Genomic DNA, 25658 nt, shown 5'->3' on the forward strand with positions numbered 1-25658 from the left:
TTTCGTGGGAACGCACCAATTCGCGGAAGATTACGGAATTCCCGCTCACGCCTTCAGTGCCCGCTGATAAAGCGCCCGCGCCGGAGCCCCGAAGAGAGCGGCCGTCGACTCGGCGTCGGTGTCGCCGCCGCTCAGTACCGCGATGAGCTTCCCGGGGCGGTCGGGGCCCCGGTACCCGGTGAGCCAGGGGCTGCCGCTGGTCCCGTTCCAGAAGCCCGCGCAGCGCATCTGCACCATGCCGGGCAGTTCCCCGTCCTGCTCGCTGTCGGTGGTGCAGGTGACCGGGCGGTTGTCCGGGTTGTGGTCGGGCTCCGGGTAGCCGACCACCGTCACCTGGCGGGCGGGCCCGGAGTCCCAGTCGAGCCCGGCGGCGCCCACCACGTCCTGGACGTTGCGCCCCTCGGAGTCGGGCTCCAGGGCCAGGAAGGCGAAGTCGTACGGGTCGTCCTCCTGCTCCTGCCACCGGTCGTCGACCTGCACGGACCGCACCCGCCACGACCCGTACGGCTGCTTGCCCTTGCCCTGGCCGGAGAAGCCGGGCGCGAACGAGATGCTCCGCTTGGGCTGCCCCTCGATCTCGCCGACGCAGTGGGCGGCGGTCGCCACGATGTTCCCCTTGGGGCTGTCCACGACGCTCGCCGTGCACCAGTGCTCGTCGCCCTCGGTCAGCACCCCGATGAACGGCGGGTAGTCCAGCACGGCGGCGGACTTCTGCGGCGTCGGCGACACCCCGGGGTCCAGCCGGGGCGCCGAGGCCACCGGCCCGCCGCATCCGGCGGTCAGCACCATCAGCGCCGCTACTCCGGCCATGGCCACGGGGGCCGGCATCCACCGTTCACGCACGTCGGGGTACCTCTCTCTGCCCACCGTTTCCGGCCACCATCGCCGCGACGCACACAGGTTATGCACGGCTCGGCAGATTGTCGTCCCCGACCGGCCCCCGGCCCGGTCACCGGCTACTGATCACTGTCACCGGTCCAGGTAGGCGAGCACCGCCAGCACCCGCCGGTTGTCGTCGTCCGACACCGGAAGGTCCAGCTTTCCGAAGATGTTGGAGGTGTGCTTGGCCACCGCCCGCTCGGTGACGAACAGCTGGGCGGCGATGGCGGCGTTGGAGCGGCCCTGCGCCATCAGCTCCATCACCTCCTTCTCGCGCGGGGTGAGCTGGCCTATCGGCTTGTCCTGCGCCCGGCGCGACAGCAGCTGCGAGATGACCTGCGGGTCCATCGCGGTTCCGCCGCCCGCCACCCGCCGTACCGCGTCGATGAACTGCTCCGCGTCGAACACCCGGTCCTTCAGGAGGTACCCGATGCCGCCGTTGCCGTCCGCGAGCAGCTCGCGCGCGTACAGCTGCTCGACGTGCTGGGACAGTACGAGCACGGGCAGGCCGGGTCTGGCCCGCCGCGCCGCCAGCGCGCACTGGAGGCCCTCGTCGGTGTGGGACGGCGGGAGCCGGACGTCGACGACGGCGACGTCCGGCTCCAGCTCGGCGAAGGCCTTGGTGAGTTCGGGTCCGGTCTCGACGGCGGCCAGGACCTCGAAGTCGAACGCTTCGAGCATCCTGACCAGGCCGTCGCGGAGCAGAAAGAGGTCTTCGGCTAGAAGGACTCGCAAGGAATCTCCATGGTCACCATGGTGGGACCGCCCGCGGGACTGCTGACGGCAAGTACGCCGTCGAATGTACCGAGTCGGCGTTCGACCCCGGTCAGCCCGGATCCCCCTCCGACGGTGGCCCCGCCCCGGCCGTTGTCGGTGACGGAGATCCGGATCGTCCGCTCGGCGTGGTGGATGTCGATCCAGATGCGGTCGGCCTGAGCGTGCTTGACCGCGTTCGTCAGTACCTCGCTCACCGCGAAGTACGCCGCCGACTCCACCGGCGCCTCGGCCCGTCCCGGCAGGTCCACGGTCACCTCGGTCTCGACCGGCAGCCGCAGTGCCAGCGCCCGCACCGCGTCGCCGAGGCCGCGCTCGGCCAGCACCGGCGGGTGGATGCCGCGCACCAGGTCGCGCAGTTCGGTCAGCGCCTCGGCGGACGACGCGCGGGCCATCCCGAGGAGCTTCTTCGCCTGGGCCGGGTCCTTCTCGATCAGTGCTTCGATGGTGCCCAGGTTCATGCCCATGGCCACCAGCCGGGCCTGCGCACCGTCGTGCAGGTCGCGCTCGATGCGGCGGAGCTCGGCGGCGGAGGTGTCGAGGGCGTCGTGGCGGGTCTCGGTCAGCTTCTCCACGCGCTGGGCGAGGGTGGCCTCGGCGGTCGGGGCCAGGAAGAACTTGGCGAGTCGGAAGTGGGCCCGCAGGACGACCGGGTTGTAGCGCAGCCCGAGGAAGAGGATGACCATGCCGACGCCCATGGCGATCAGCCCGGTGCCCTGGCTGCTGACCCGTACGAAGGTGTACCAGTACGGGTCGGCGGGCGGGGTGAACACCCGCCACAGCCCGGCCGCCATCACGACTCCCTCCAGCGGGTAGAACAGCAGCAGCGCCGGAACGAGCGCCGTGACCGCACCCGCCGACAGGTCCACGAACAGCCACTGCAGGTCCCGCCAGGTCGCCGGGTCCTTCACCATCAGCGAGGTCCGCTCCACCTGACCGGTGATCCCGCTGCGCACGTCCGGCGGCAGCGGCCGGTAGGGGACGGCTATCCGTACGTCCGACCAGGTACCGGCCAGCAGCCGGCGGCGGTTGGCCCACTGGCGCACCCAGTCCAGCACGACCGGGGTGGTGAAGACACCCACCCCGATCACGATCAGCACCAGCGAGACCAGGGTCAAGGAGAACAGGAGGCAGCTGACGGCGACCGAGACGACCGACAGCCCGAGCCCGCGTGCCCCCGCCAGGAGTGAGGCACGTATCTGGGTGGCATTCATGGTGTGTGATCCCTCTCGGTCCGCCGCTGTGCGCCGAGGCAACCGTGCACTCACCGCACGCACAGTCTCACCCGCGCCGACTGCCGAGGTCACGGGGCCCCACACCCGAAGCGGGGGTGTACCTGGCACCACCGCCCGCGCGGGGACCCCGTACGCCGGGAGGCACCGCCGGGGGTCGGCCGGTCAGGGCGCGTACTTGTACCCCACCCGGCGCACCGTCTGGATGCTCCGCCGGTGCTCGGCGCCCAGCTTGCGGCGCAGCCTGGCGATGTGCACGTCGACGGTACGGCCGTCACCGACGTGCCCGTAGCCCCAGACGGTGGTGACCAGCTGGTCGCGGGTGTGCACCTGGTGCGGGCGGGCGACCAGGTGCGCGAGGAGCTCGAACTCCAGGTACGTCAGGTCCAGCGTCCGCCCGTCCACCTCGACGAGCCGGCGCGAGGTGTCGATCCGCACGGCCCCCTGGGCCACGGCGTCGAGCCCGGCCTCCGCCTCCGCCCGGACCGGCTGCTGCCGGACCGGCTCGGGGGCGCGTACCGGAAGCGTCCTTTCCGGTACGAGGACGGGCGGCACGCCCTGCTGCTGGTCCGCCGGTACGAGGACCAGGTAGCCGACCATCGCCGGACGGCCGGGCAGCGCGGGCAGGGTGTGCTGCGGGGCGGGCAGCCAAGTGGCGCCCGGCGGCAGGTAGTCGGCGACGTCGTACGCCGGGCGGAGGGCGGCCGGGGCGGACGGCGGTGCCACCTCGTCCCGGTCGACGGCCCGCAGGCGGTGGGCCGTCGGGCGCAACGGTTCGTGAACTGCCCGGCGCTGTGCGGCGGTTGCGGCGGAAGTGGCGGGAACGGTGCGGATACGGGTGTTCGTCATGGCAGGTCAGCTCTTTCGCGCGGAGGAGGCCGCCGCGGAGAGTCACGCGGTGGCGTCTTGCTTCCTACGGATGCGCGCGGACCGAAGGCCGTCGTCGGGGGACCGGTCCGACCGAGGAGGTCGGCGGGGTCCGGGGCGAACGGCTTTAGAGGGCCCGCGCGTTCGTCGCGCGACAACAGACCCGGTCGAAGTCGTGGTGCTGACGGGAAGGCCAGAACGGCTCCAGGTCGAAGCGACCCGTAGCGGTGGAGTTCTGGAAGCCGGTCATGGGCCCCATTAGACCAGACGTACGGGCCGGGCAGGAGGGTCGTGCCGCAGTGCGCCCCCGTGCGCCCCGCGCCCCGGCAGGCCCCCTCACCCCGTCAGCCGCTTGCGCCAGTCCAGCGGTGTCACCTCGATCGCCTGGTCCGGTGACCCGTTCCACTCGGTCGACAGCCCCGCCTCGCCCAGTGCTGCCACGACCTCCCGGCCGATCGACGCCGTCAGCTCGGGCTTCGGCTCGAACCCGCCGTAGTAGAGGGTGAGTCCGCCGCCGTTCGCCGCCGCCGCGGTGATCTGCGTGTGGAAGAACACAAAGCCGCGCGGGGTGACGCCCTCGGGTGCCTCCGCGCCGATCTCGCTCATGCCGCAGGAACGGCAGCAGGTGAAGTCCTCCCGCGCGAGGATGCCCGCCGCGTCCAGCGCCTTGAACGCCGCCGTCAGCCGCTCCGGGTCCGTGGTCCCCTCCCACGCCTCCTGCTCGGTGACCCGCTCCTGCCAGAGCCACTGCACGAGCTGCCAGGCCTGGGGCGAGGACACCTGCTCCCCGTAGATGTCCTCGACGGAGCGCACCAGTTGGTGCCGGTCGCGGTAGCCGCCCCGTATCAGCTCCTTCAGGGACTCGACCACCTTGGCGCGCAACTCGTCGTCGAGACCCGCGACCTCCTCGGGCGGCGGCGGCAGGAGGTCGTTGCGCTCCCACTCCAGGCCCGCCCCGGCGCCGTCCCCCCAGCCCTTGCCCTCGTCGGCCACCCAGGCGAGCATCGCCCGCAGCACCGTCCCCGGGTCCGCGACCTCGGTCACGTAGTGCTCCTCGGGGCCGCCCGCGCGGTGCTCCAAGTCATAGGCCCCGCCCGCGTCGTGCCACACCTGGATGTACCGCTGCTCGTCGACCGGGAGGCGGCTCACCACCAGGAAGTGGTCGTCGTCCCCGCCGATGCGGTGCACGAGCGCGGTCAGTTCGGCGAGGGTGGGGCGGACCACCGGCTCGCCGAGTTCGTTCTCCACGGAGATCTCAAGGACCCCGGAGTTGTTGTCGGACATGGTTTCACCCTGGCACACGCCACTGACAACGCGGCGGGGAGAACGCGGCAGGGAGAACGCGGCAAGGGCGGCCGCGCACGAACCGCGCGACCGCCCCTGCCCCGAACCACTGTGCTCGCCGCAGGACTCAGACCTGCCCGGCCTTCTCCAGCGCGGTGCAGCACGTCTCGACCATCAGCCGGGTGACGACGTACGGGTCGACGTTGGCGTTCGGACGCCGGTCCTCGATGTAGCCCTTCTTCTCCTGGGCCACCTGCCAGGGGATGCGCACGGACGCGCCGCGGTCGGAGACGCCGTAGCTGTACTCGTTCCACGGGGCGGTCTCGTGCAGACCGGTCAGCCGGTCGTCGATGCCCGCGCCGTAGTTCTTGACGTGGTCCATCGGCTTGGAACCCTCGCCCAGCGACTCGCACGCCGTGATGATCGCGTCGTACCCCTCGCGCATCGCCTTCGTGGAGAAGTTGGTGTGCGCACCGGCGCCGTTCCAGTCGCCCTTGACGGGCTTGGGGTCCAGGGTGGCCGACACCCCGAAGTCCTCGGCGGTGCGGTAGAGCAGCCAGCGGGCGATCCACAGCTGGTCGGAGACCTCCAGCGGGGCCAGCGGACCCACCTGGAACTCCCACTGGCCCGGCATGACCTCCGCGTTGATCCCGGAAATGCCGAGGCCCGCCGTCAGGCAGTGGTCGAGGTGCTTCTCGACGATCTCGCGCCCGAAGATCTCGTCGGCGCCGACACCGCAGTAGTAACCGCCCTGCGCGGCCGGGAAGCCACCCGCCGGGAACCCGAGCGGCCGCTCGCCCTCGAAGAAGGTGTACTCCTGCTCGATGCCGAAGATCGGCTCCTGCGCGGCGAACTGCTCGGCCAGCGGGCGGAGTTCGGCGCGGGTGTTGGAGGAGTGCGGCGTCATGTCGATGTTCAGCACCTCGCACATGACGAGGATGTCGTCACCGCCCCGGATCGGGTCCGGGCAGGAGAACACCGGGTTCAGCACGAGGTCCGAGGCGTGCCCCACGGCCTGGTTCGTGCTGGACCCGTCGAAGCCCCAGACCGGCAGTGGGGCGCCGTCGGCGAGGATCTTCGTCTTGGAGCGGAGCTTGGCGGTCGGCTCGGTGCCGTCGATCCAGATGTACTCGGCCTTGAACGTCACGGACGCCATCCTTTACGGGTTCTACGCGGCTGCGGGGTGCGGTGTGCCACCGGTGCGGCGGTGGCGGGGCGGTGCGCCCCGTGCTGCTGCGGTGATGGTCGGCAGCCTGGCAACCGGGCATTTCCCGTCCGTTGCCCGTTTGTGAACCCCGTGTTACCGGGGCACCGGGGGCACGTGACGTACATCGCAACGGACTTCATGCCCGCGTGACGGGCGCCCCTCCCTGCTGCACGGGATCTGCGGCCGCGGCCGCGCGGCGCTGGCTGGTGGGGCGGTGTCGCGCCTGCGGCGGGCCGGAGGGTGCCCCTCCCCGCCCCTTCCCGCTGTGCTGGATTTGCGGCTGCCGCCGCGTGGCGCTGGGAGTGTTGGGCGGTGTCGCGCCTGCGGCGGGCAGGTGCCCCTCCCCGCCCCTTCCCTAAACCGCTCCGCGGGGCCAGGGGTGGGGATGTGCGGGCCGGTGGGTGGTTGCTCGCGCAGTTCCCCGCGCCCCCAAAGGCAACCACTCGTGCCCAGCGCCGCTCAGTTCCCTGCGCCCGTAACTACGAGTACTTCAGGGGCGCGGGGAACTGCGCGGCCAGCCACGCACACACCCGCACATGGCCACCGGCGGTGGCCGGGCTCGCCACCTCTGCCCCACCCCGAGGGCCGGCGGCCCACCCACCCCCGCCCGGGCCGTACGGGCCGGGGTCTGGGGCAGCGCCCCAGTTCGGGAAGGGGCGGGGAGGGGAGAAGCCCGCGCAGCGGACCCCCGCCCCCGCTCCGGCGCGCCAGGCAGACTGGTCCGTATGACCTCCACCCACACCACCCGCATCGGCCTCCTCGGCACCGGCCCCTGGGCCGCCCGCACCCACGCCCCCGCCCTCTCCGCCCACCCCGACGTCGACTTCACCGGCGTGTGGGGCCGCCGCCCCGAGGCCGCCGCCGCCCTCGCCGAGGCGCACTCCACCACCGCGTACGACGACGTCGACGCCCTGTTCGCCGCCTGCGACGCGGTCGCCGTCGCGCTGCCCCCGGACATCCAGGCATCCCTGGCCGTCCGCGCCGCACGGGCCGGCTGTCACCTGCTCCTCGACAAGCCGGTGGCCACCACCGTCGACGGTGCCCGCGAGGTCGCGGACGCCGTCGAGGCCGCCGGAGTCTCCTCCGTCGTCTTCTTCACCCTGCGCTTCGCCGCGGGCACGGCCCCCTGGATCGCCGAACAGACCGCCACCGACGGCTGGTTCACCGCCCATGCGCACTGGCTGGGCGCCCTCTTCTCGGCCGGTTCCGACAGCCCGTACGCCGCCTCCCCGTGGCGCGGCGAGAAGGGCGGGCTGTGGGACGTCGGCCCGCACGCGCTCTCCGTGCTCCTGCCCGTGCTGGGCGACGTGACCCGCCTCTCCGCGGCCGACGGCCCCGGCGACACCGTCCACCTCGCCCTGCGCCACACCTCCGGCGCCTCCAGCACCGCCACCCTCAGCCTGAGTGCCCCGCGCGAGGCGTCCGGCGTCGGCATCGAACTGCGCGGCACGGCCGGCGTCCAGTCCCTCCCCGGCACCTGGGGCGAGGCCGTCGACTCCTTCGGCACCGCGATCGGCGCCCTCCTGGAGTCCATCCGCACCGGCACCCCGCACCCCTGCGACGCCCGCTTCGGCCTGCGCGTCACCGAGATCCTGGCGGACGCGGACACCGCCCTGGCCGCCCTGGCCGCCCAGGCCGCCCAGGACAAGCAGCTCTCCTGACGGTTCAGCGCCCCAGCGCGTCCCGTACCGCCTCCTCCGTACGCCCGATCACCGCACTGCCGTCGTCCGCCGTGATGATCGGCCGCTGGATCAGCTTCGGATGCGCGGCGAGCGCCGAGATCCACCGCTCCCGCGCATCCGCGTCCCGCGCCCACTCCCGCACGCCCAGTTCCTTCGCCTCGGCCTCACCGGTGCGCGTGATGTCCCACGGCTCCAGGCCCAGCCGCCCGAGCACCGCCCGGATCTCCGCCTCGTCCGGTACGTCGTCGAGGTAGCGCCGGACCGTGTAATCGGCACCCTCCTCGTCGAGCAGCCGCACTGCGGAACGGCACTTCGAACACGCGGGATTGATCCAGATCTCCATGCCCCCAACGGTACCTCCCACCCCACCCCGAACCCCCGCCAAATGCCGCCTGGCCAGCGGCGATTGTCAGTGGTGGGAAGTAAAATGGAGGTAGTTCGAGAGGGTTGTCGACCGCATCAGGAGGATGCTCGTGGCCGCTGCCGTACTCATGACGAATGCCCTGCCAGGAAAGCCGAAGAAGCCGACCGGGGCCGACCGCAAGCCCCTCAGTCCCCTCAGGAAGAAGCCCCTCCCGGCCGGCCGGCCGCGTGAGTGGTACATCTCCCACAACCGCCGTCTCAAGGCCATGCGCCTGGCGATAGCCCTGATGGACACCGGGGTGTACGTCCCCGAGAAGGCGACCAACCGCAAGATCCGCGCCATGGCGGCCCGCGTGGGCATCCACCCGCCGTCGAACACGACGTGCCGGCTGGTCCGCGAGCTGATCCGCGACGAGCTGGGCTGACGCGAGGGCGCGGACACCACAGGGCGGGTGGGCGGCACCGGGAGAACCGGCACCGCCCACCCGCCCTTCACCCTTCACCGGCTACGCGGGCCCCGCCGCCCGCGCCCACCGCATCCGCGACCACGGCAGCGCCAGCTCGTCCGTCGACGCCACGTCCGCCGGTTTCAGGTCCTCGACCGCCGCCGCCTCCCCGTGCCGGGCGAACACCGAGTCCGCGTACCGGTGCCCGGTGTCGGCCGCCAGGAACAGTACGGTCCGGTCCGGCGCGAGCCCCCGCTCCCAGCGCGCGGCGAGGTACCCGGCCCCGGTGGAGAGCCCGGCGAACACCGCGTGCCGCCGCAGCAGGTCGACGCTCCCCGACAGCGCCGTACCGAACGACATCCAGTGCACGGTGTCGTACCGCCGGTGGTCCACGTTCCCGAACGGGATGGAGCTGCCGATCCCGGCGATGATGATCTCCGGATCGGCCACCCGCTCACTGCCGAACGTGACACTGCCGTACGGCTGTACGCCCGCCAGCTCCACCCCCGGCGAGTGCTCCCGCAGATAACCGGCGAGCGCCCCGGTGGACGCCCCGGACCCCACCCCGCCGACCAGGGTCAGCCGCCGGGTGTCCGTCTCACGGCGTACGAGGTCGGCGACGGCGCGGTAGCCGAGGTAGTGGATGTCGTCGTGGTACTGCCGCATCCAGTGGTAGCCGGGGTGCGCGGCCAGGATCTCGGCGACCCTGGCCACCCGCCGCCGCTGGTCCAGCTTGAGGTCGTCGCACGGCTCCATCTGCTCCAACCGGGCGCCCAGTACGGCCAGTTGGGTGCGCAGCGTACGGTCCACCGTGGTGGAGCCGACGATCACACAGCCCATGCCGTACCGGTGACAGGCCAGCGCCAGCGCATAGGCGTAGATCCCGCTGGAACTGTCCACCAGCGTGTCCCCGCGCCGCACCGTCCCGGTGTCGAGCAGGTGGCGTACGGCGGCCAGTGCGGAGACCACCTTCATCGTCTCGAAGCGCAGGCAGAGCAGCCCGTCGTCGAGCTCGACCAGGTCGGGGCGGCCGATCGACTCCGCTATGTGCGTATCCATGGAAGTGCTCCTCGCAGGGGGGAGGGGGACAGGGACGGGGCGGGGGAGGGGGAGGGAGTGGCTGCCGGGCGGTGCGTGGTGAACACCCGGGCGACCGGCAGGCCCAGTGACTCCAGGGCCCGCGCGCCCGCCCGCACCCGCCGCCGCAGCCCGCCGTCCGAGGGGTCCAGGAGCAGCCCGGCCACATTTCCGCTGTGTGCGACCTGTACGCCGACGGCCCCGACCCGCGCGGCCGCCGCCTCCAGTGCGGGGAGCTCCGGGTGCGCCAGCCTTCGCTGGCCGAGCCGGGCACTTCCGGTGGCCACCTGCCCGAGCAACCCGGCATCGCGTTCCCGTACCGCCCGCCGCAACAGGCCCCGCAGCCGGGCGTATTCGTCGAGTTCAGCGAGTTCATCGGGTTCAGCGGGTTCATCGAGTTCGGCATCGGCGGTGCTCCGGGCGCCGCCCAGCGTCAGCGTGTCCACCGGCCGTCCGCCGCCCAGCGTGCAGCCGACCACGACCACCGGCGGCAAAGCCTCGCCGAACACCTCCAGCACCCGCCCCTCCCGCTGGGCGAACAGCGCCGGCCGGCCGTCCAGCATCAGCGGATCGGACGCTCCTTCCGCCAGTACGGCGAGACCGGCGAGCGTTCCGGCGTCGAGGTGCACCCCGAAGGCGTCCGCGACCGCGCGCAGCGCCGCGAGCACATCACTGCTGGAGGAGCCCATCCCCAGTCCGACGGGAAGATCCCCGGCAAGCGTCAACTCGCCGCCGCACAACGGGACATCGGCTCTCCTCGCGCACTCCTCGACCGCCAGCCGGACCGCCCGCCGTGCCTTCGTCCGGTCGGGCGGAGAGACCGTCACCGCGTCCGGCGGCGTTCCGGGGTGCGGTACGAAGGCCGCCCGGCTGCCGAGCCCGCCGTACACCGGCAGTGTCACGAGCCCCGCGCACACCCGCCCCGTCGCGTCCCTGAACAGGCCCTGGAGGATCTCGCCGTGGTGACAGGACGCGTGCCCGATGCCGGTACGCGGGCCGGGCGCGGCGGCGGCGGGACGGACGGCAACGGCCCTCACGCGGCGCCCGCCCCTGCGGCGCCCGCCACCGCATCGGCCGCCCGGTACCGGTAGAGCACCGTCGGGTCCGCACTGAACTGCGAGAACGGGAACGGCTCCGCCGACACCGCACTCACCCCCGCCCCCAGGAACGCCCGCGCCACCGCACTCCCGGTCTGCGCGTACACCACCAGCGGCACGCCCCGCTCGCGGCAGCGCGCCAGGATGGTGTCGAACGAGCCGTTGCTCAGCGTCATCCCGGTCGCCACCACCGCGTCCGCCGCCTCCAGTACCTCCGCCATGTCCCTGCTCACCGGGTCGCCCCACTGCGTGGTCCGCAGGTTGAAGTCGCACAGCAGGGGCACGCACCCGCGCTCCCGGATCGCCGCGACCAGCGGATTGACCACCCCGATCAGCGCGACCCCGGCCCCCTCGGGCAGTTCGAGCAGCCCGGCGATCGCCGCGTCCCTGGCCACCGCCCGCACCTCCGGCGGCCCGGCGGGCAGCAGCACCGCCTCCGCACCCGCGTCCCGGTGCGGGCGCACCGCCGCCAGATACGCGTCCAGCGCCGCCACCCGTACGGGCCTGGCCGGATCGCGCAGCAGCGCCCCCAGCGAACTCCCCGACAGCGCCCCGCACACCCCCGCGTCCAGCTCGCCCGCCTCGAAGGCACAGGCCCCGAAGGCGCCGCCGACCCGCACCAGCAGGTACTGGTTGAGGTAGGTCGTGCTGCCACCCGCCAGCCGCGTCCCGTGGTGCGCCCAGAACACGCTGGTCGCCGTCAACTCCTCGGGCAGCGGCCCGTGTTCACCCGCGAGTACCTCCTCGACGAGCGCGTCCGTCCCGGTGCTCCTGATCACGTCCATGACGCTTCCTTCTCCTTCTCGTCCCTGTTCGTTACGGAAATTCCTGGGCCGGCGGCCCCGCCCCGGTAGGCGACCGCGAAGTGCCCCAGCGGGTCGGTCCCGATCTCGGCGTCCACCTCGAAGACCTCCGCGAGCAGCGGCCTCGTCAGCACCTCGGCGGGCGTCCCGGCCGCGACGAGGCGCCCGCCGTGCATCAGCAGCAGCCGGTCGCAGTACCTGGCGGCCAGCGACAGGTCGTGCAGTGCCACCAGCACCGTCCGCCCGGCCTCGCCGAGCAGTTCCATCAGCTCCAACTGGTGCTTCACGTCGAGGTGGTTGGTGGGCTCGTCGAGCAGCAGGGCCCTCGGCCGCTGGGCGAGTGCCCGCCCGATGTGCGCGCGCTGCCGCTCGCCGCCGGAGAGCGCCTTCCACTCCCGGTCCGCGAGGTCCGTCAGCCCCACCCGTTCCAGTGCGGCCGCCACCACCGCCCGGTCCGTGGCGCTCGGCCCGCCCCACCGGCCCCGGAACGGGGTGCGGCCGAGCCCCACCACCTCCGCGACCCGCAGCTCGCTCTCCACGTCGACGGCCTGCTCCACGAAGGCCACCCGCCGCGCGAGGCGCCGCGCGCTCCAGCCCCGTACGTCCTCACCGTCGTACGACACCGAACCCTCGTCGGGCGTACGCAGCCCGGCCAGACAGCGCAGCAGCGACGACTTGCCCGAGCCGTTGGGCCCGATCAGCCCGACCGTCTCGCCGGGCGCGACCTCCAGCGAGACCCCGCGCACCACCTGCTTGCCGGCCACCGACCAGGTCAGCCCCTCCGCCGCGATCCTCACAACTCCCCCCTCCGCCGCAGCACCCACAGGAACAGCGGCACCCCCAGCAGCGCCGTGAACACCCCCACCGGCACCTCCTGCGGCGCGAAAGCGACCCTCGCCAGTGCGTCCGTCCACACCAGGAACACCGCTCCGACCACCGCCGAGAACGGCAGCAGCACCCGGTGCAGCGGCCCCACCAGGAACCGCACCCCGTGCGGCACGATCAGCCCGACGAACCCGATCGCCCCGACCGCCGCCACCGCGACCGCCGCCATCAGCGAGGTCACCACCAGCAGCACCCAGCGCGCCGCGCGTACGTCGACCCCGAGCGAGGCGGCCGTGTCCGCACCGAACGAGAACCCGTCCAGGGCTCCGGAGCGGGACCACACCACCCCGAACCCGACGGCCGTCACCACCGCACACACCAGCACCGTGTCCCACCGCGCCGACGCCATCGACCCCAGCAGCCACTGCGTGATCGCCCTGACCGCCTCGGCGTCACCGGACGCCATCAGCACCAGCGAGGTCAGCGCCGTGAAGAGCTGCGCCACCACCACCCCGGTCAGCACGATCCGCACCGAATCCAGCCCACTGCGCCTGAGCAGCAGCATCAGCAGCCCGAACGACAGCAGCGCCCCGACGAATGCCCCGCCGGTCACCCCGAGCGCCTGCGCCCCGAACCCGAGCACGACCACCACCACCGCGCCGGTCGACGCCCCGGAGGACACCCCGAGCAGATACGGATCGGCCAGCGCGTTACGGGTCACCGCCTGGAGCACCGCCCCGCACACCGAGAGGGACGCCCCGACCAGCGCCGCCAGCAGCACCCTGGGCACCCGCAACTCCCAGACCAGCGAGTCCAGCAGCCGGGGCACCGGCGCCCCGCCCGTCCCGATCCCCAGCCGCGAGGCGATGCTCCGCGCCACGTCCCCGTAACCGACGGGCGTGGACCCGATCCGCACCGAAACGAAGACCGACACGAGCAGCAGGACACACCCGCCCGCGAACAGCACCCACACCCGCGCGGTACGCCGCTGCCCGGCAAGCTCCTCCGCACCGGGGCCACTCACGGACGCCAACGGCACGCCGGGATCCAACAGCCCGACGTTCGCCGGGCCACCCCCACTACCGCTTGGCATAACCGAGGTCCTTCAGCCCGTCGGTGAGCCGGGGCAGCGCGTCCACGGTCCGCACCGACGGATCCATCTCCGTCCCCGGGACGGTGATGAAACGGTTCTCGGTGACCGCGTCCAACTGCGCCATCACCGGATTCCCGCGTATCGCCGCCAGCTTGTCGGCGGCACTGTCGCCCGGCTTGCCGCGCTCGGAGAGATCGCCGACCACGATGAGATCCGGCTTCCGCTTGGCGATCTCCTCCCAGGTGACGGAGGGCCAGTCCTCGTCGAGGTCGTCGAAGACGTTCTTCGCACCGACGACCCGGCTCAGCTCGCTCGCCATGGCGGTCTTCCCGGCCACGTACGGGGCGTCCCCGTACACCGAGTACACCCACACCACCCGGGGCGTGCCCCGCACCCCGGCCGCCGCCTTCTTCGCGGTGTCCAGCGCGGCCCGCTGATCGCGTACGAGCTTCGCGGCCCGCTCCTCGACGCCGAAGACCTTCCCCAGGTTCCGGTAGTCGTCCAGCAGCAGGTCGAAGGGGGACTTCCCGGCCGGGTTCTGCTTCGGACAGTCCACCGCGCTCAGGAACGAGGGCAGCCCGAGCCCGGCCAGCTCCTCGCGGGTGCCGGTGCGGTCCTTGGTGAAGTGGTCGTTGAACCCGGCGACCACCAGGTCGGGTGCGGCGGCGCGCAGTTGCTCGCCCCCCAGCAGCTTCGGACTGAGTACGGGAACCTTCCCGTACGCCTCCCGGTACTCGGGCGCGATCTTCGTCTTGAGGTTGGACGTACCCGCCATCCGCCCCTCCAGCCCCAGCTCCAGCAGCACTTCGGTGGCGGACTGATCGAGCGTGACGGCCCGCTCCGGCGTCTGCGGAAAGGCCAACTGCCGCCCGCAGCTGCTGATTTCCACCCCTTTTCCGCCGCCCTTCCCGGCAGGTGCGGCGGACCCGGCCCCCTTCGAAGCCTCACCGCAGCCGACAGCCGCGAAAGAGAGGGCCAGCGCGACGGCGCCGACCCGGACAGAACGGGACATGTGTCCTCCCAGAGGAGTGGAAGCAGGAAATCCGGACCGCACACAGGTGCTGACGCAGCCCGGAACGAGCGCTACTGTAACGGTAATCATTTTCAATAAGCTAGCCCCCCAGGCCCGGAGCCCCCCGCGGCAACTCCACCCCACCCACTCAACTCACTTATGGGTGAAGGGAATTGGGGGGCCACAAAACCCCAGGAGCTCACCCGCAGTGACAACCGCTCACCCCACCCCGAAGCCCGGCCCCCCGTCGGACACACCCCCAGGCCCCACCCGAAGCGTCCTGCGCGACCCCGGCTTCCTCCGCCTGTGGACCGGCACCACCGCCTCGGGTCTCGCCACCTGGGCCCTGCCCTTCGTCCTCGGCCTCGCCGTCCTGGACCGCACCCTCACCGCCCCGGAACTGGGGCTGCTGCTCGCCGCCCGTACCGTCGGATTCCTGATAGCCGTGGCGGTCGGCGGCGTACTCGCCGACCGCCACTCACGACGCGGCGTGGTCCTGGCGGCCGGCCTGGCGGCAGCCGTCGCCGCGCCCCTCCTGGCCCTGGGCCTCGACCGCTCGCTCCCCCTGATGCTGGGCGCGGCGGCCCTGGCAGGAGCGGGCCAGGGCGCCTGCCGCCCCGCCTTCCAGGCACTCACCGCCGAGATCGTGGCCCCGGAGCAACGCCAGCAGGCCAACGCCGCCACCACCCTGGCGGTACGGGTCACCACCCTCACGGGCCCCGCCCTGACCGCCCTGCTGGCGGTCTTCCTGAACACGGCGACCCTGCTCCTGGGCATCGGCCTGCTCTGGCTGGCCGCCGCACTCCTCCCCGGCCGGGGCAACCCGGCGCACGCCGCGGAACCGGCCCAACGGCCCTCCCTCTACGGCGAGTTCGTCGAAGGCCTGCGGGAAGCCCGCCGCCACCCCTGGTTCCTGGCCGGACTGGGCGCCCTCACCACCGTCATCGCCACCGGCTACTCGGCGACCGGTGTGGCCCTGCCCCTGATCAGCCGCGACCGCTACGGAACCGAAGCCGTCCTGGCCGCCGCTATGACCGCGTACACGCTCGGCGCCCTCGGCGGCGCCCTGCTGATGGCCCGCTGGCGCCCCCGCTCCCAGGGCCGCACCGCCCTCCTGGGCCTCGCCTGCTACGGCTTCGCACCCCTGGCACTCGCCCTGCCCGTACACCCGGCCCTGGTCATCGCCGCGTACGTCCTGGCGGGCATCGGCATCGAACTCTTCAACGTCCCCTGGTTCACCGCCACCCAGCGCGAGGTGGCCCCGGACAAACTCGCCCGCGTCTCCTCCCTCGACTTCCTCCTCTCCTACGGCCTGGCCCCCCTGGGCCTGGCCCTGATCGCCCCGGCCCTCACCACCTTCGGCCCCACCCCGGTCCTCCTGACCTGCGCCGCCCTCTGCTTCCTGGCCCCGGCCACCGCCACCCTGGCCCGGGGAGCCCGCCACTTCTCCCGCCCCACCACCTGACCCCCACACACGACGGAGCCCCGCCACCACCCAAGAGGGCGGTGACGGGGCTCCGTGAAGGGCGGGTGAAGCAGTCCGGCCTAGAGGTCGAAGTACAGCTCGAACTCGTGCGGGTGCGGGCGCAGCTGGATCGGGGCGATCTCCTGGGTGCGCTTGTAGTCGATCCACGTCTCGATCAGGTCGGGGGTGAAGACACCGCCGGCCAGGAGGTACTCGTGGTCGGCCTCCAGGGCGTCGAGGACGGCCGGCAGCGAGGTCGGGACCTGCTGGACGCCCGCGTGCTCCTCGGGGGCCAGCTCGTAGAGGTCCTTGTCGATCGGCTCCGGCGGCTCGATCTTGTTCTTGACGCCGTCCAGGCCGGCCATCAGGAGCGCCGAGAAGGCCAGGTACGGGTTGGAGGACGGGTCCGGGGCGCGGAACTCGACGCGCTTGGCCTTCGGGTTGGAGCCCGTGATCGGGATACGCATCGCGGCGGAGCGGTTGCGCTGCGAGTAGACCATGTTGACCGGGGCCTCGAAGCCGGGGACCAGGCGGTGGTAGGAGTTCACCGTCGGGTTGGTGAAGGCGAGGAGGGAGGGGGCGTGCTTGAGGATGCCGCCGATGTAGTAGCGGGCCATGTCCGAGAGGCCCGCGTAACCCTGCTCGTCGTAGAAGAGGGGGATGCCGTTCTGCCACAGCGACTGGTGGACGTGCATGCCCGAGCCGTTGTCGCCGAAGATCGGCTTCGGCATGAAGGTGGCGGTCTTGCCGTTCTTCCAGGCGACGTTCTTCACGATGTACTTGAAGAGCATCAGGTCGTCGGCGGCGGCCAGCAGGGTGTTGAACTTGTAGTTGATCTCCGCCTGGCCGGCCGTGCCGACCTCGTGGTGCTGGCGCTCGACCTGGAGACCGTGCTTGTCCAGCTCCAGGGAGATCTCGGCACGCAGGTCGGCGAAGTGGTCGACCGGGGGAGTGGGGAAGTAGCCACCCTTGTACTTGACCTTGTAGCCGCGGTTGTTCTCGGTGGAACCGGTGTTCCACGCGCCGGCCTCGGAGTCGATGTGGTAGAAGCTCTCGTTCGCCGACGTCTGGAAGCGGACGTTGTCGAAGACGTAGAACTCGGCCTCGGGGCCGAAGTACGCGGTGTCCGCGAAGCCGGTGGAGGCGAGGTAGGCCTCGGCCTTCTTGGCGATGTTGCGCGGGTCACGGCTGTACTGCTCGCCCGTGATCGGGTCGTGGATGAAGAAGTTGATGTTCAGGGTCTTGTCGCGGCGGAACGGGTCCAGGCGGGCCGTCGACAGGTCGGCGCGCAGCGCCATGTCGGACTCGTGGATGGCCTGGAAGCCACGGATCGACGAACCGTCGAAGGCCAGCTCCTCGTCCGGGTCGAAGGCCGCGGCGGGGATCGTGAAGTGCTGCATCACGCCCGGCAGGTCGCAGAACCGGACGTCCACGAACTTGACGTCGTTGTCCGCGATGAACTTCTTGGCTTCGTCGGCGTTCCCGAACATCCAGCTCCTCCTACTCCCACCCGGGGCCGGGCAGGGTTGCCGCTCTTCTGCGGGGCTTCATGCGGGCCAGTGCGGTGGCACACGCTGGCGTCGACCATAGGCAGACGGGATTTCTCCAGCATGACCCATTTGTTTCGCCCAAGTTAACCAGCCCGCTCCGGCGAACACCCTCGGAGCCGCCCGGCGGGCCCCGGGAGCGCCCCCGCCCGGACCGTAACGAAAGGGGGCGCAGTACCTTGGACGGGTGGACAACAGGCAAGCAATCGGATCGTGGCTCTCCGGGCCGCGCGCGGCGGCCGAGGAAATGGGCGCCGACTTCGGACACCGGGGCAAGCGCCTCGGCCTGCCCCCCGAGGGGCCGGGCTCGGTGGCCCCGCTGGGCCGCCGCTTCGGCGCCCTCTTCGTCGACTGGCTGCTGTGCCTGCTCATCGCGTACGGGCTCTTCGCCCGCGGCGACTCCCAGGCGGCCGGCAACTGGGCGCTCGGCATCTTCCTGGTGCTCAGCATCCTGACCGTGGGCACCGTCGGCTGCACTCCCGGCAAGCGCCTCTTCCGGCTGCGGGTGGTCTCCGAGCACGGCGGCAGGCTCGGCTTCGGCTGGGTCGTGGTGCGCAGCGTGCTGCTCTGCCTGGCGATCCCCGCCCTGATCTGGGACCGCGACGGACGCGGCCTGCACGACCGCCTCGCCCGTGCCGTACAGGTGCGGATGTAGTCCCCCCGTACGCGCCGTGGACGCGCGGACAGCAGGACGGCCCCGGAACCAGTCGGTTCCGGGGCCGTCTTCTGCGTAGAAGGAACGGGGGAGGAGGAGATCAGCGGCCGCGCGGCATCTTCATGCCCTTGGGCATGGGGCCCTTCGGCAGCGGCATGTTGCTCATCAGGTCGCCCATCGCGCGCAGCCGGTCGTTGGTCGCGGTGACCTGCGGGCCGGTGAGCGGGCGGGGCAGCTTGAGCATCTTGGTGCGGACCTTCTTCAGCGGGGTCTGGTCCTCGCCGTTGCCCACGATGATGTCGTGCACCGGGACCTCGGGGCCGACGATGCGCGCCATCTTCTTCTTCTCGGCCGCCAGCAGCGTCCGCAGCCGGTTCGGGTTGCCCTCGGCGACCAGCACGATGCCGGCCTTGCCGACGGCCCGGTGGACGACGTCCTGGTTGCGGTTCATCGCCACCGCGGGGGTCGTGGTCCAGCCACGGCCGACGTTGTCCAGCACCGCCGCCGCGGCTCCCGGCTGCCCCTCCATCTGTCCGAAGGCGGCACGCTCGGCGCGCCGTCCGAAGATGATCGCCATTCCGAGGAAGGCCAGCAGGAAGCCGAGAATGCCCAGGTAGACCGGGTGATCGATCAGGAATCCGAGGCCGAGAAGGACACCGAAAATGACGATGCCCACGCCCGCGACGACAAGACCCACCTTGGGGTCGTTGCGCCGGGTCATCTTGTAGGTCAGGGCAATCTGCTTGAGTCGCCCGGGGTTCGCAGTGTCCGCGTTCTCTGCGCGTTCCTTCCTCGCCATGCGAGAAAGTTTACGTTGCCTAGGACGTACGAGCGGACACGGCCTCCAGTACGTGTTCCGTCTCCACCCGGTCCTTGGCCCGGCGCCGGTCCTCCAGCACGGAGGTCCAGGCGTTACGGCGTGCGGTGCGCTGACCGGTGCCCATCAGCATCGACTCGACGAGTCGCAGAGCGTCGGTGACGGACGGAAGGGCGTTGGCGCGTACGGCCTGCATGGCGGGGGTCTCCCTCGTAGAGACTGCGTAACGGCGTGACGGGAACTGCGTGACGTGACGTCGTGACCCAAGAACTGCGGTGCGTGAATCCAGGGTCACTGTTCGGTGTTACCGGTACGTGACCGATCGGTCAAACACCGATGAAACCTTGACGGTACGGGCGAAAACAATGACGCGGCCCGTACGACGCCCCGACCTGCGGGGGGTTGTACGGGCCGCGTCATTACGGCAGTCACCGGCACGCGCTCGCTGTGCCGGGTTTCACACGGCACTCACACCGCGGGCGTGGCCGCAGCGACCGGGGTCCCGCGCCGCTCCATCGCCTGGCCGTACAGCCGGCCCGCGCGGTAGGAGGAGCGGACCAGCGGCCCGGACATCACACCGGAGTAGCCGATCGCGTCGGCCTCGTCCTTCAGCTCGACGAACTCCATCGGCTTCACCCAGCGCTCGACGGGGTGGTGCCGGGGGGAAGGACGCAGGTACTGGGTGATGGTGATCAGCTCGCAGCCCGCCTCGTGCAGGTCGCGCAGCGCCTCGCTGACCTCTTCACGGGTCTCACCCATGCCGAGGATCAGGTTCGACTTGGTGATCAGACCGGCCGCGCGAGCCTTGGTGATGACGTCCAGCGAACGCTCGTAGCGGAAGCCGGGGCGGATGCGCTTGAAGATGCGCGGCACCGTCTCCACGTTGTGCGCGAAGACCTCGGGGCGGGACTCGAAGACCACGTCCAGCAGCTCGGGCACCGCGTTGAAGTCCGGGGCGAGCAGCTCCACCTTGGTACGGCCCAGCTCACGGCCGGCCGTCTGCTGGTGGATCTGGCGCACGGTCTCCGCGTAGAGCCAGGCGCCGCCGTCCTCCAGGTCGTCGCGGGCGACGCCGGTGATGGTGGCGTAGTTCAGGTCCATGGTGACCACGGACTCGCCCACGCGGCGCGGTTCATCGCGGTCCAGCGCCTCGGGCTTGCCCGTGTCGATCTGGCAGAAGTCACAGCGCCTCGTGCACTGGTCGCCGCCGATGAGGAAGGTCGCCTCGCGGTCCTCCCAGCATTCGTAGATGTTGGGACAGCCAGCCTCCTGGCACACCGTGTGCAGTCCTTCGCCCTTCACCAGGGCCTGCATCTTGGTGTACTCGGGACCCATCTTCGCCCGGGTCTTGATCCACTCGGGCTTGCGCTCGATGGGGGTCTGGCTGTTCCGGACCTCCAGGCGCAGCATCTTGCGACCGTCGGGTGCGACAGCGGACACGTCCAGCACTCCCTCTTGCCAAAAACGGCTTCGATTCTTCGGCGAACACCAGGGTACGCCCGATATTTGTATGGCTTTACGTCCGGACAACCCGGTGCCGGACAGGGGCATTCCCCGGATCGGCTACGCGGAGGCCGTCTCGGGTGCCTTTTCCACGACGCGGGGCGCGGGCGTGGCCTCGGCCAGTACCTCGCGCAGGTGCTTCTCCACCACCGGCAGTACGTCCTCGACGGTGATCTCGCGGCCCAGCTCGCCCGCGAGCGAGGCGACGCCCGCGTCCCGGATGCCGCACGGCACGATGCGGTCGAACCAGGTGTTGTCCGGGTTCACGTTCAGTGAGAAGCCGTGCATCGTGACGCCCTTGGCGACCCGGATGCCGATCGCCGCCAGCTTGCGGTCCTCGCGCCGCTGACCGGCGTTGGAGGGCGCGTACTCGGGGCCGTTCAGCCGGGCGTCGAACTCGGGGTCCGAGAGCCGGGGGTCGAAGTCCAGGGAGAGGCCGCCGATGGCGGGACGCCGCTCGACGGGATCGCCCAGCACCCACACCCCGCTGCGGCCCTCGACCCGGGTGGTCTCCAGACCGAAGTCGGCGCAGGTGCGGATGAGCGCGTCCTCCAGCCGCCGTACGTGCGCGACGACGTCGACCGGACGCGGCAGCTTCAGGATCGGGTAGCCGATGAGCTGCCCCGGGCCGTGCCAGGTGATCTTGCCGCCCCGGTCCACGTCCACCACCGGCGTCCCGTCCAGGGGGCGCTCGCTGTCGTCGGTGCGCCGCCCCGCCGTGTAGACGGGCAGGTGCTCAAGGAACAGACAGGTGTCGGGCACCTCGTCCGCGAAACGGGCGGCGTGCACCTCACGCTGCTTCTGCCAGGCCTCCTGGTACTCGACGGCATCGCCGCCGAACCCCAGTCGGACAAACCGCAGCTCACTCACGGTGGTGTCTCCTTCGTATCGCCACGCCCACAGCCACTGTACGGCGGCGCGGACGAGGGCCCTTGGGCAGGGCGAGGACCGGGCGAAGCACGGGGTCTCCGTCAGCGCCTTCGGTGAATCGTCACACGATCGGATGAAGTAGAGGCGCAGAGGCCGGTTGGAGGGCCCAGTATCGCTAAATTCGCGCCGTTCCATGAGGGCTGCCACCCGGGGCCCGGAAGGCAGGAGAGCTCAGAGCTGATGACGGAACGACCTCCGCAGCGCATCCCCAACCGACAGCTCGCCGCGCTCATCGCAGAAGCGGGATTCTCCAACGCAGGCCTGGCCCGACGGGTGGACCAGCTGGGACTGGAGCACGGCCTGGACCTTCGGTACGACAAGACGTCGGTCACCCGCTGGCTGCGCGGCCAGCAACCCCGCGGCACCACCCCCGCACTCATCGCCGAGGTGTTCACCAGAAGGCTGGGCAGACGGCTGTCCGCCCAGGACCTCGGCCTCGACGCCTGCGCCCCCGTCTACGCGGGACTCGAATTCGCGGCCACCCCCGAGGAGGCCGTCGACATCGTCAGCGGCCTCTGGCGCAAGGACTCCGGCAGCCACGCCGAACTGCGGAAGATCGCATTCACCCCGGCCGGGCTCGTCGTCCCCAGCAGGGACTGGCTGATCGGCCGGGCCGACGACCGGGTCGGCAGGGGCGCCGAACCGCCCCCGGCGCCGCCGCAGAACGGCGCGGTCGCCGTGATGAGGGTGCCGACCCAGGGCCGCCCCGCCCTCTCGATGCCCCGGCAGCGGCAGACCGACCGGGGGCCCGGGCAGCGGGTCACCACCGGCGACATCGCGGCCCTGCGCTCGGTGGCCGAGCTCTTCCGCACCCTGGACCACGCGTACGGCGGCGGGCACGCCCGGCAGGCCCTGGTGCGCTATCTGGAGCACGAGGCGGAACCCATGCTCCGCGGCGTCTACGGCGAGGCGACGGGCCGCCGGCTGTTCTCCGCCGCCGCCGATCTGACCCGGCTCGCGGGCTGGACCTCGTACGACATCGCCGCCCACGGACTCGCCCAGCGCTACTTCGTGCAGGCGCTGCGGCTCGCGCAGGCGGCCGGTGACCGGGCGTACGGCAGCTACGTGCTGGTCACGATGAGCCGGCAGGCCGTCTACCTCGGGCACGGGCGGGAAGCCGTGCAGCTGGCGCGGGTCGCGCAGCAGGGCGTCGGCTCGTCCGCGCCGCCGGTCGTCCAGGCACTGCTGCACGCCGTCGAGGCGCGCGGGCACGGGGTGCTCGGCGAGGTGCGGGCCTGCACCTCCTCCCTCGTACGGGCGGAACGGGCGATGGAGGCCTCCCGGCCCGGGGACGACGTACCGCACTGGGCGAAGTTCTTCGACGAGGCGCAGCTCGCCGACGAGTTCGGGCACTGCCACCGGGACCTCCAGCAGTACCGGGCCGCCGCCCAGCACGCGGAGAAGTCCCTCCAGCTGCGCCCGCACGGCTATGCGCGCAGCAGGCTGTTCTGCCGGGTGGTGCTCGCGCAGGCCAGGCTAGGGCTCGGCGAGCTGGACCAGGCGTGCTCGCTGGGCGCGGAGGCGGCCCAGCAGGCCTCCGAGATGCGCTCGGCCCGGGCCACGGAGTACGTGCGCGAGTTCGAGCGGAGGCTGGAGCCCTACCGGGACGCCGCGGCGGTACGGGGCTACCGGGACCGGGTCGCCGCCCTGGGGTGACGGCCCGGCCCGACGGCCCGGTTTCCGGACCTCAGCGGCCGTACGAGGTGAAGCGGTCGCGCACCTGGGCCGGGCTCAGCGCCGCGTCCCAGGTGATCAGTTCGTCCAGGTCACCGCGGAGGCCCGCCTGCGGGGCGCCGATCGAGCGCAGCGGCAGCGGGATCGACGCGGCGACCGTGCCGACCTGCTCGCCGTTCGCGTAGAGGGTGGTCGAGCCCGGGGTGGTGACCCAGGTGAGCTGCACCCAGGTGTTCAGGGGCAGGGTGTAGTCGAAGGAGTGGTCCTTCTCCCCGTAGCGGGTGAAGCCGACCCGGCCGGTGCCCCACTGCCGGAGCTTGAGCGCGCCCGCCTTCGAGGTGAGCAGCGTCTGGTCGGCGGTGGTGCCGGTCGCGCGCACCCAGGTGGACACCGTCCACGGCTCGGCCACGTCGAGACCGCCGAAGCCGACCCCGTCCCGGTCGTTGTCGAAGTGCCAGGCCTGGCCCCGGATGCCGTCGGGGACGGGGGTGGGGTTGTTGACGATGTACGAGGTGCCCGGCAGCGAGCCCGCCCGGTCCGGGACGAACAGGGTGTTTCCGGGGCTGCCCGCCCAGGTCCAGCCCCTGGGGTAGGGCGCGGGGTCGAAGGTCCAGTGGTGGGCGGGCCGTGACGCACCGGTGCGCGGCTTCGCCTTCGTCGGCGTCACCCCGGGCGCCTCGCCGATCCGGGCCAGCCTGGCCCGGAAGTCGGCGAGGGTGTCGGGGACGGGGGAGGCGTTCCAGGAGCGGTCGGCGAGGATCGCGCGGGGCGCGCGGGTGTGCTGCTCGAAGTACTCGTCGTCGGCCCAGAAGTTGTAGTCCGCCCAATTGGTGATCATCGAGCCGAGCATGTCGGGGGCGGCGCTGGGGGCCCAACTCCCGTACATCCAGGACTCGTCGGGGTACAGGTTGTGGTAGTTGTTCGGCGTCACGTAGAAGGGCGCCAGCGCCAGCTCGTCGTGGCCGGGGATCTGCGGACCGGCCCCCTTGCCCTCCCAGGTCATGAAGACCACCGAGGGGTTCACCTTCTGCTGCGGGGCGGCCATGTGCTCGGAGCCGTTGTATACGGCCGTGCGCTTTCCGTGGCGGGTGATCACCGCGTCGAGGGTGTTGATGTACCGGTTGAGCAGATCGCCGAGGGTGCTGGTGTCCGGGTCGGCCGCCAGGTGGTCCTTGACCCTCGGGCAGTCGGCGAGCTGACCGGGCAGCTCGTCCGCGCCGATGCTGAACAGCGGGGCGTCGAACCAGCCCACGAACTCCTCGACGATCTCCTTCGACCTGGCGACGGCCCGCCCGCTGGTCATGTCGACCATCCAGTTCGGCGTCAGGTGCGAGTGGGTGTGCGCGGGGGTGCAGGGGTTCGGCCCGTCGCCGAAGCCGATGCCGAACGCCTCGGTGAGCACGGTCGCGTGGCCCGGTACGTCGATGCCGCCCATCACCTGGACGTGGTGGCGGGCGGCGAACTTCTTGAGCCGCTCGATGTCCGCCCGGTCGTAACTGCTGGCCGGGTCGGCGAGGCCGGGGAACTTCGGGCTGTTCAGCCGGAAGCCCTCGGAGTCCGCGAGGTGCAGGAAGAGCGTGTTGAGCTTCTGGTCGCCCATCCGCCGGACCAGGTTCTCCAGGTACGCGGGCTGCCAGTACCTGCGGCCCGCGTCCAGCATCACCGTCCGCATTCGCTGCGCCGGTACGTCGACGGAGCGGGCGCGCGGGAGGGTGCGGTGGCCGGGGGCGGCGCGCAGCAGCTGGAGGAGGGTGCGGGTGCCGTAGAAGAGGCCGTGGGCGGAGGCCGCGTCGATCCGTACGGCCGCCGCACTGTCCAGCCGGTAGCCCTCCGCGCCGAGGGCCTTGTCGTCGGTCAGGCGCAGCACGATGTCGCCCGCGGTGGCCCGCTGGACGTCGGTGCGCACGGGCAGGGTGAGGCCGCTGACCTTCGCGATGTCGGTACGGAGTTGGGCGGCGAGCTGCGCGGGGGTCTGCGCGGACGGGGCGACGAGCTCGCTGCGGGCGGCCGGGAGGTGGGTGCGCCCGCCCGGGGCGGGGGCGACGAAGATCCGGCTGCGGGAGGTGAGCGTGCCGGTTCCGCCCAGGTCGGACCAGGAGGTGGGGCGGGGGACGACGTCGGGTACGGCCGGTTTCGCGCTCCGTGCCTTCGCCTCCTGCGGTCCCGGGGCGTTCGCCCCGGCCGGTGCGGGGACGGTCAGGGCGGCGGCCAGCAGGCCGACGAGGAGGGACAGGACGGGTACGGCGCGACGCATGGGGCCTCCGCGGACTCCTGGGGTGCTTGAGGTCTCCGGGACCGTAATGAGGTGTAGACCACATGCACAAGGGGGCCCGCAGGGGCGGGAGTTGGACTTTCGGAGGCCCGCAGGAAAGGGAGTTGGACTTTCCTGCGGGCCGGGCTCCGACCCCGGGGCCGAGGGTCGGAGG

Annotated in this window: 25 protein-coding genes; 5 read left to right on the plus strand and 20 right to left on the minus strand. The window is 71.8% G+C overall.

All coding sequences use genetic code 11. The features are described 5' to 3' along the window. Nucleotides 1-45 precede the first annotated feature (45 nt). From ACZ5PB_RS14810 to glnII, 7 genes are all read right to left on the minus strand, one after another. Complete coding sequence (locus ACZ5PB_RS14810; protein ID WP_468691129.1) at nt 46-828, minus strand: trypsin-like serine peptidase; 783 nt, start codon at nt 826-828, stop codon at nt 46-48. 141 nt (nt 829-969) lie between these two features. Then, nucleotides 970-1614 carry a LuxR C-terminal-related transcriptional regulator gene (locus tag ACZ5PB_RS14815; RefSeq protein WP_389246505.1) on the minus strand — a complete coding sequence of 215 codons (645 nt, stop codon included), beginning with the start codon at nt 1612-1614 and terminating at the stop codon, nt 970-972. After that, nucleotides 1599-2867 carry a sensor histidine kinase gene (locus tag ACZ5PB_RS14820; protein ID WP_468691131.1) on the minus strand — a complete coding sequence of 423 codons (1269 nt, stop codon included), beginning with the start codon at nt 2865-2867 and terminating at the stop codon, nt 1599-1601. Before ACZ5PB_RS14820 ends, ACZ5PB_RS14815 begins: the two co-directional genes overlap by 16 nt. A 183-nt stretch (nt 2868-3050) precedes the next feature. Beyond that, complete coding sequence (locus ACZ5PB_RS14825; protein ID WP_468691133.1) at nt 3051-3734, minus strand: winged helix-turn-helix domain-containing protein; 684 nt, start codon at nt 3732-3734, stop codon at nt 3051-3053. A 145-nt stretch (nt 3735-3879) separates the two neighbouring features. After that, entirely contained in the window at nt 3880-4002 is a 123-nt protein-coding gene (locus ACZ5PB_RS14830) for a hypothetical protein (RefSeq protein WP_468691135.1), read from the minus strand. An 86-nt stretch (nt 4003-4088) separates the two neighbouring features. Continuing rightward, nucleotides 4089-5036 (minus strand): DUF6891 domain-containing protein, encoded by a 948-nt coding sequence (locus tag ACZ5PB_RS14835; RefSeq protein ID WP_468691136.1) that lies wholly within the window; start codon nt 5034-5036, stop codon nt 4089-4091. Between the two features lie 127 nt (nt 5037-5163). After that, the gene (gene glnII, locus ACZ5PB_RS14840; RefSeq protein WP_468691138.1) at nt 5164-6183 is read right to left on the minus strand and encodes a glutamine synthetase; all 1020 of its coding nucleotides are present in this window, start codon (nt 6181-6183) and stop codon (nt 5164-5166) included. A 785-nt stretch (nt 6184-6968) separates the two neighbouring features. On the opposite strand from glnII, the gene ACZ5PB_RS14845 reads away from it, so the two are divergent. Continuing rightward, complete coding sequence (locus ACZ5PB_RS14845; RefSeq protein ID WP_468691139.1) at nt 6969-7904, plus strand: Gfo/Idh/MocA family protein; 936 nt, start codon at nt 6969-6971, stop codon at nt 7902-7904. A 4-nt stretch (nt 7905-7908) separates the two neighbouring features. Here the strand turns inward: ACZ5PB_RS14845 and ACZ5PB_RS14850 are convergent, their stop codons facing one another. Beyond that, on the minus strand, nt 7909-8268 hold the full coding sequence (locus ACZ5PB_RS14850) for an arsenate reductase family protein (RefSeq protein ID WP_468691141.1): 360 nt from the start codon (nt 8266-8268) through the stop codon (nt 7909-7911). Nucleotides 8269-8416: 148 nt separating this feature from the next. Here ACZ5PB_RS14850 and ACZ5PB_RS14855 point away from each other — a divergent pair, with 148 nt between their 5' ends. Then, nucleotides 8417-8713, plus strand: coding sequence for a hypothetical protein (locus ACZ5PB_RS14855; protein ID WP_468691541.1), 297 nt, complete (start codon nt 8417-8419; stop codon nt 8711-8713). Between the two features lie 81 nt (nt 8714-8794). Here ACZ5PB_RS14855 and ACZ5PB_RS14860 read toward each other — a convergent pair whose 3' ends face one another. From ACZ5PB_RS14860 to ACZ5PB_RS14885, 6 genes are read right to left on the minus strand one after another with little or no spacing between them, the layout of a single operon-like run. Beyond that, the gene (locus ACZ5PB_RS14860) at nt 8795-9793 is read right to left on the minus strand and encodes a pyridoxal-phosphate dependent enzyme (protein ID WP_468691143.1); all 999 of its coding nucleotides are present in this window, start codon (nt 9791-9793) and stop codon (nt 8795-8797) included. Beyond that, on the minus strand, nt 9778-10848 hold the full coding sequence (locus ACZ5PB_RS14865) for a GHMP family kinase ATP-binding protein (protein ID WP_468691144.1): 1071 nt from the start codon (nt 10846-10848) through the stop codon (nt 9778-9780). The genes ACZ5PB_RS14860 and ACZ5PB_RS14865 overlap by 16 nt, the downstream gene beginning before the upstream one ends. Further along, complete coding sequence (locus ACZ5PB_RS14870) at nt 10845-11693, minus strand: Rossmann-like domain-containing protein (RefSeq protein ID WP_468691147.1); 849 nt, start codon at nt 11691-11693, stop codon at nt 10845-10847. Before ACZ5PB_RS14870 ends, ACZ5PB_RS14865 begins: the two co-directional genes overlap by 4 nt. After that, nucleotides 11684-12508: an ABC transporter ATP-binding protein gene (locus ACZ5PB_RS14875; RefSeq protein ID WP_468691149.1), complete on the minus strand. Its 825-nt coding sequence runs from the start codon at nt 12506-12508 to the stop codon at nt 11684-11686. Before ACZ5PB_RS14875 ends, ACZ5PB_RS14870 begins: the two co-directional genes overlap by 10 nt. Beyond that, nucleotides 12505-13629 carry a FecCD family ABC transporter permease gene (locus ACZ5PB_RS14880; protein WP_468691150.1) on the minus strand — a complete coding sequence of 375 codons (1125 nt, stop codon included), beginning with the start codon at nt 13627-13629 and terminating at the stop codon, nt 12505-12507. The genes ACZ5PB_RS14875 and ACZ5PB_RS14880 overlap by 4 nt, the downstream gene beginning before the upstream one ends. Then, nucleotides 13616-14641: an ABC transporter substrate-binding protein gene (locus ACZ5PB_RS14885; RefSeq protein ID WP_468691153.1), complete on the minus strand. Its 1026-nt coding sequence runs from the start codon at nt 14639-14641 to the stop codon at nt 13616-13618. Before ACZ5PB_RS14885 ends, ACZ5PB_RS14880 begins: the two co-directional genes overlap by 14 nt. Before the next feature lie 280 nt (nt 14642-14921). Between ACZ5PB_RS14885 and ACZ5PB_RS14890 the strand changes: the two genes are divergently transcribed. Then, complete coding sequence (locus ACZ5PB_RS14890; RefSeq protein WP_468691543.1) at nt 14922-16106, plus strand: MFS transporter; 1185 nt, start codon at nt 14922-14924, stop codon at nt 16104-16106. Between the two features lie 80 nt (nt 16107-16186). Here the strand turns inward: ACZ5PB_RS14890 and glnA are convergent, their stop codons facing one another. After that, a complete protein-coding gene (gene glnA, locus ACZ5PB_RS14895) occupies nt 16187-17596 on the minus strand; it encodes a type I glutamate--ammonia ligase (protein ID WP_468691155.1) in 1410 nt (469 codons plus the stop codon). Nucleotides 17597-17840: 244 nt separating this feature from the next. Here glnA and ACZ5PB_RS14900 point away from each other — a divergent pair, with 244 nt between their 5' ends. Next, on the plus strand, nt 17841-18308 hold the full coding sequence (locus tag ACZ5PB_RS14900) for an RDD family protein (protein ID WP_468691156.1): 468 nt from the start codon (nt 17841-17843) through the stop codon (nt 18306-18308). A gap of 100 nt (nt 18309-18408) precedes the next feature. Here the strand turns inward: ACZ5PB_RS14900 and ACZ5PB_RS14905 are convergent, their stop codons facing one another. The 4 genes from ACZ5PB_RS14905 to lipB all read right to left on the minus strand — a co-directional run bounded on the left by ACZ5PB_RS14905 (nt 18409) and on the right by lipB (nt 21498). Then, nucleotides 18409-19107, minus strand: a complete 699-nt coding sequence (locus ACZ5PB_RS14905) for a DUF4191 domain-containing protein (protein ID WP_468691158.1) — start codon at nt 19105-19107, stop codon at nt 18409-18411. 19 nt (nt 19108-19126) lie between these two features. Next, the gene (locus ACZ5PB_RS14910) at nt 19127-19321 is read right to left on the minus strand and encodes an SCO2195 family GlnR-regulated protein (protein ID WP_468691160.1); all 195 of its coding nucleotides are present in this window, start codon (nt 19319-19321) and stop codon (nt 19127-19129) included. Between the two features lie 272 nt (nt 19322-19593). Then, entirely contained in the window at nt 19594-20565 is a 972-nt protein-coding gene (gene lipA, locus ACZ5PB_RS14915; RefSeq protein WP_468691162.1) for a lipoyl synthase, read from the minus strand. Between the two features lie 123 nt (nt 20566-20688). Beyond that, complete coding sequence (gene lipB / locus ACZ5PB_RS14920) at nt 20689-21498, minus strand: lipoyl(octanoyl) transferase LipB (protein WP_468691164.1); 810 nt, start codon at nt 21496-21498, stop codon at nt 20689-20691. Between the two features lie 240 nt (nt 21499-21738). Here lipB and ACZ5PB_RS14925 point away from each other — a divergent pair, with 240 nt between their 5' ends. Beyond that, on the plus strand, nt 21739-23214 hold the full coding sequence (locus ACZ5PB_RS14925) for a regulator (protein WP_468691165.1): 1476 nt from the start codon (nt 21739-21741) through the stop codon (nt 23212-23214). A 31-nt stretch (nt 23215-23245) separates the two neighbouring features. Here ACZ5PB_RS14925 and ACZ5PB_RS14930 read toward each other — a convergent pair whose 3' ends face one another. Next, nucleotides 23246-25486, minus strand: a complete 2241-nt coding sequence (locus tag ACZ5PB_RS14930) for a family 20 glycosylhydrolase (RefSeq protein ID WP_468691167.1) — start codon at nt 25484-25486, stop codon at nt 23246-23248. Nucleotides 25487-25658: the final 172 nt, after the last annotated feature.

It is taken from the genome of Streptomyces sp. NPDC032721 (genome assembly GCF_055579625.1).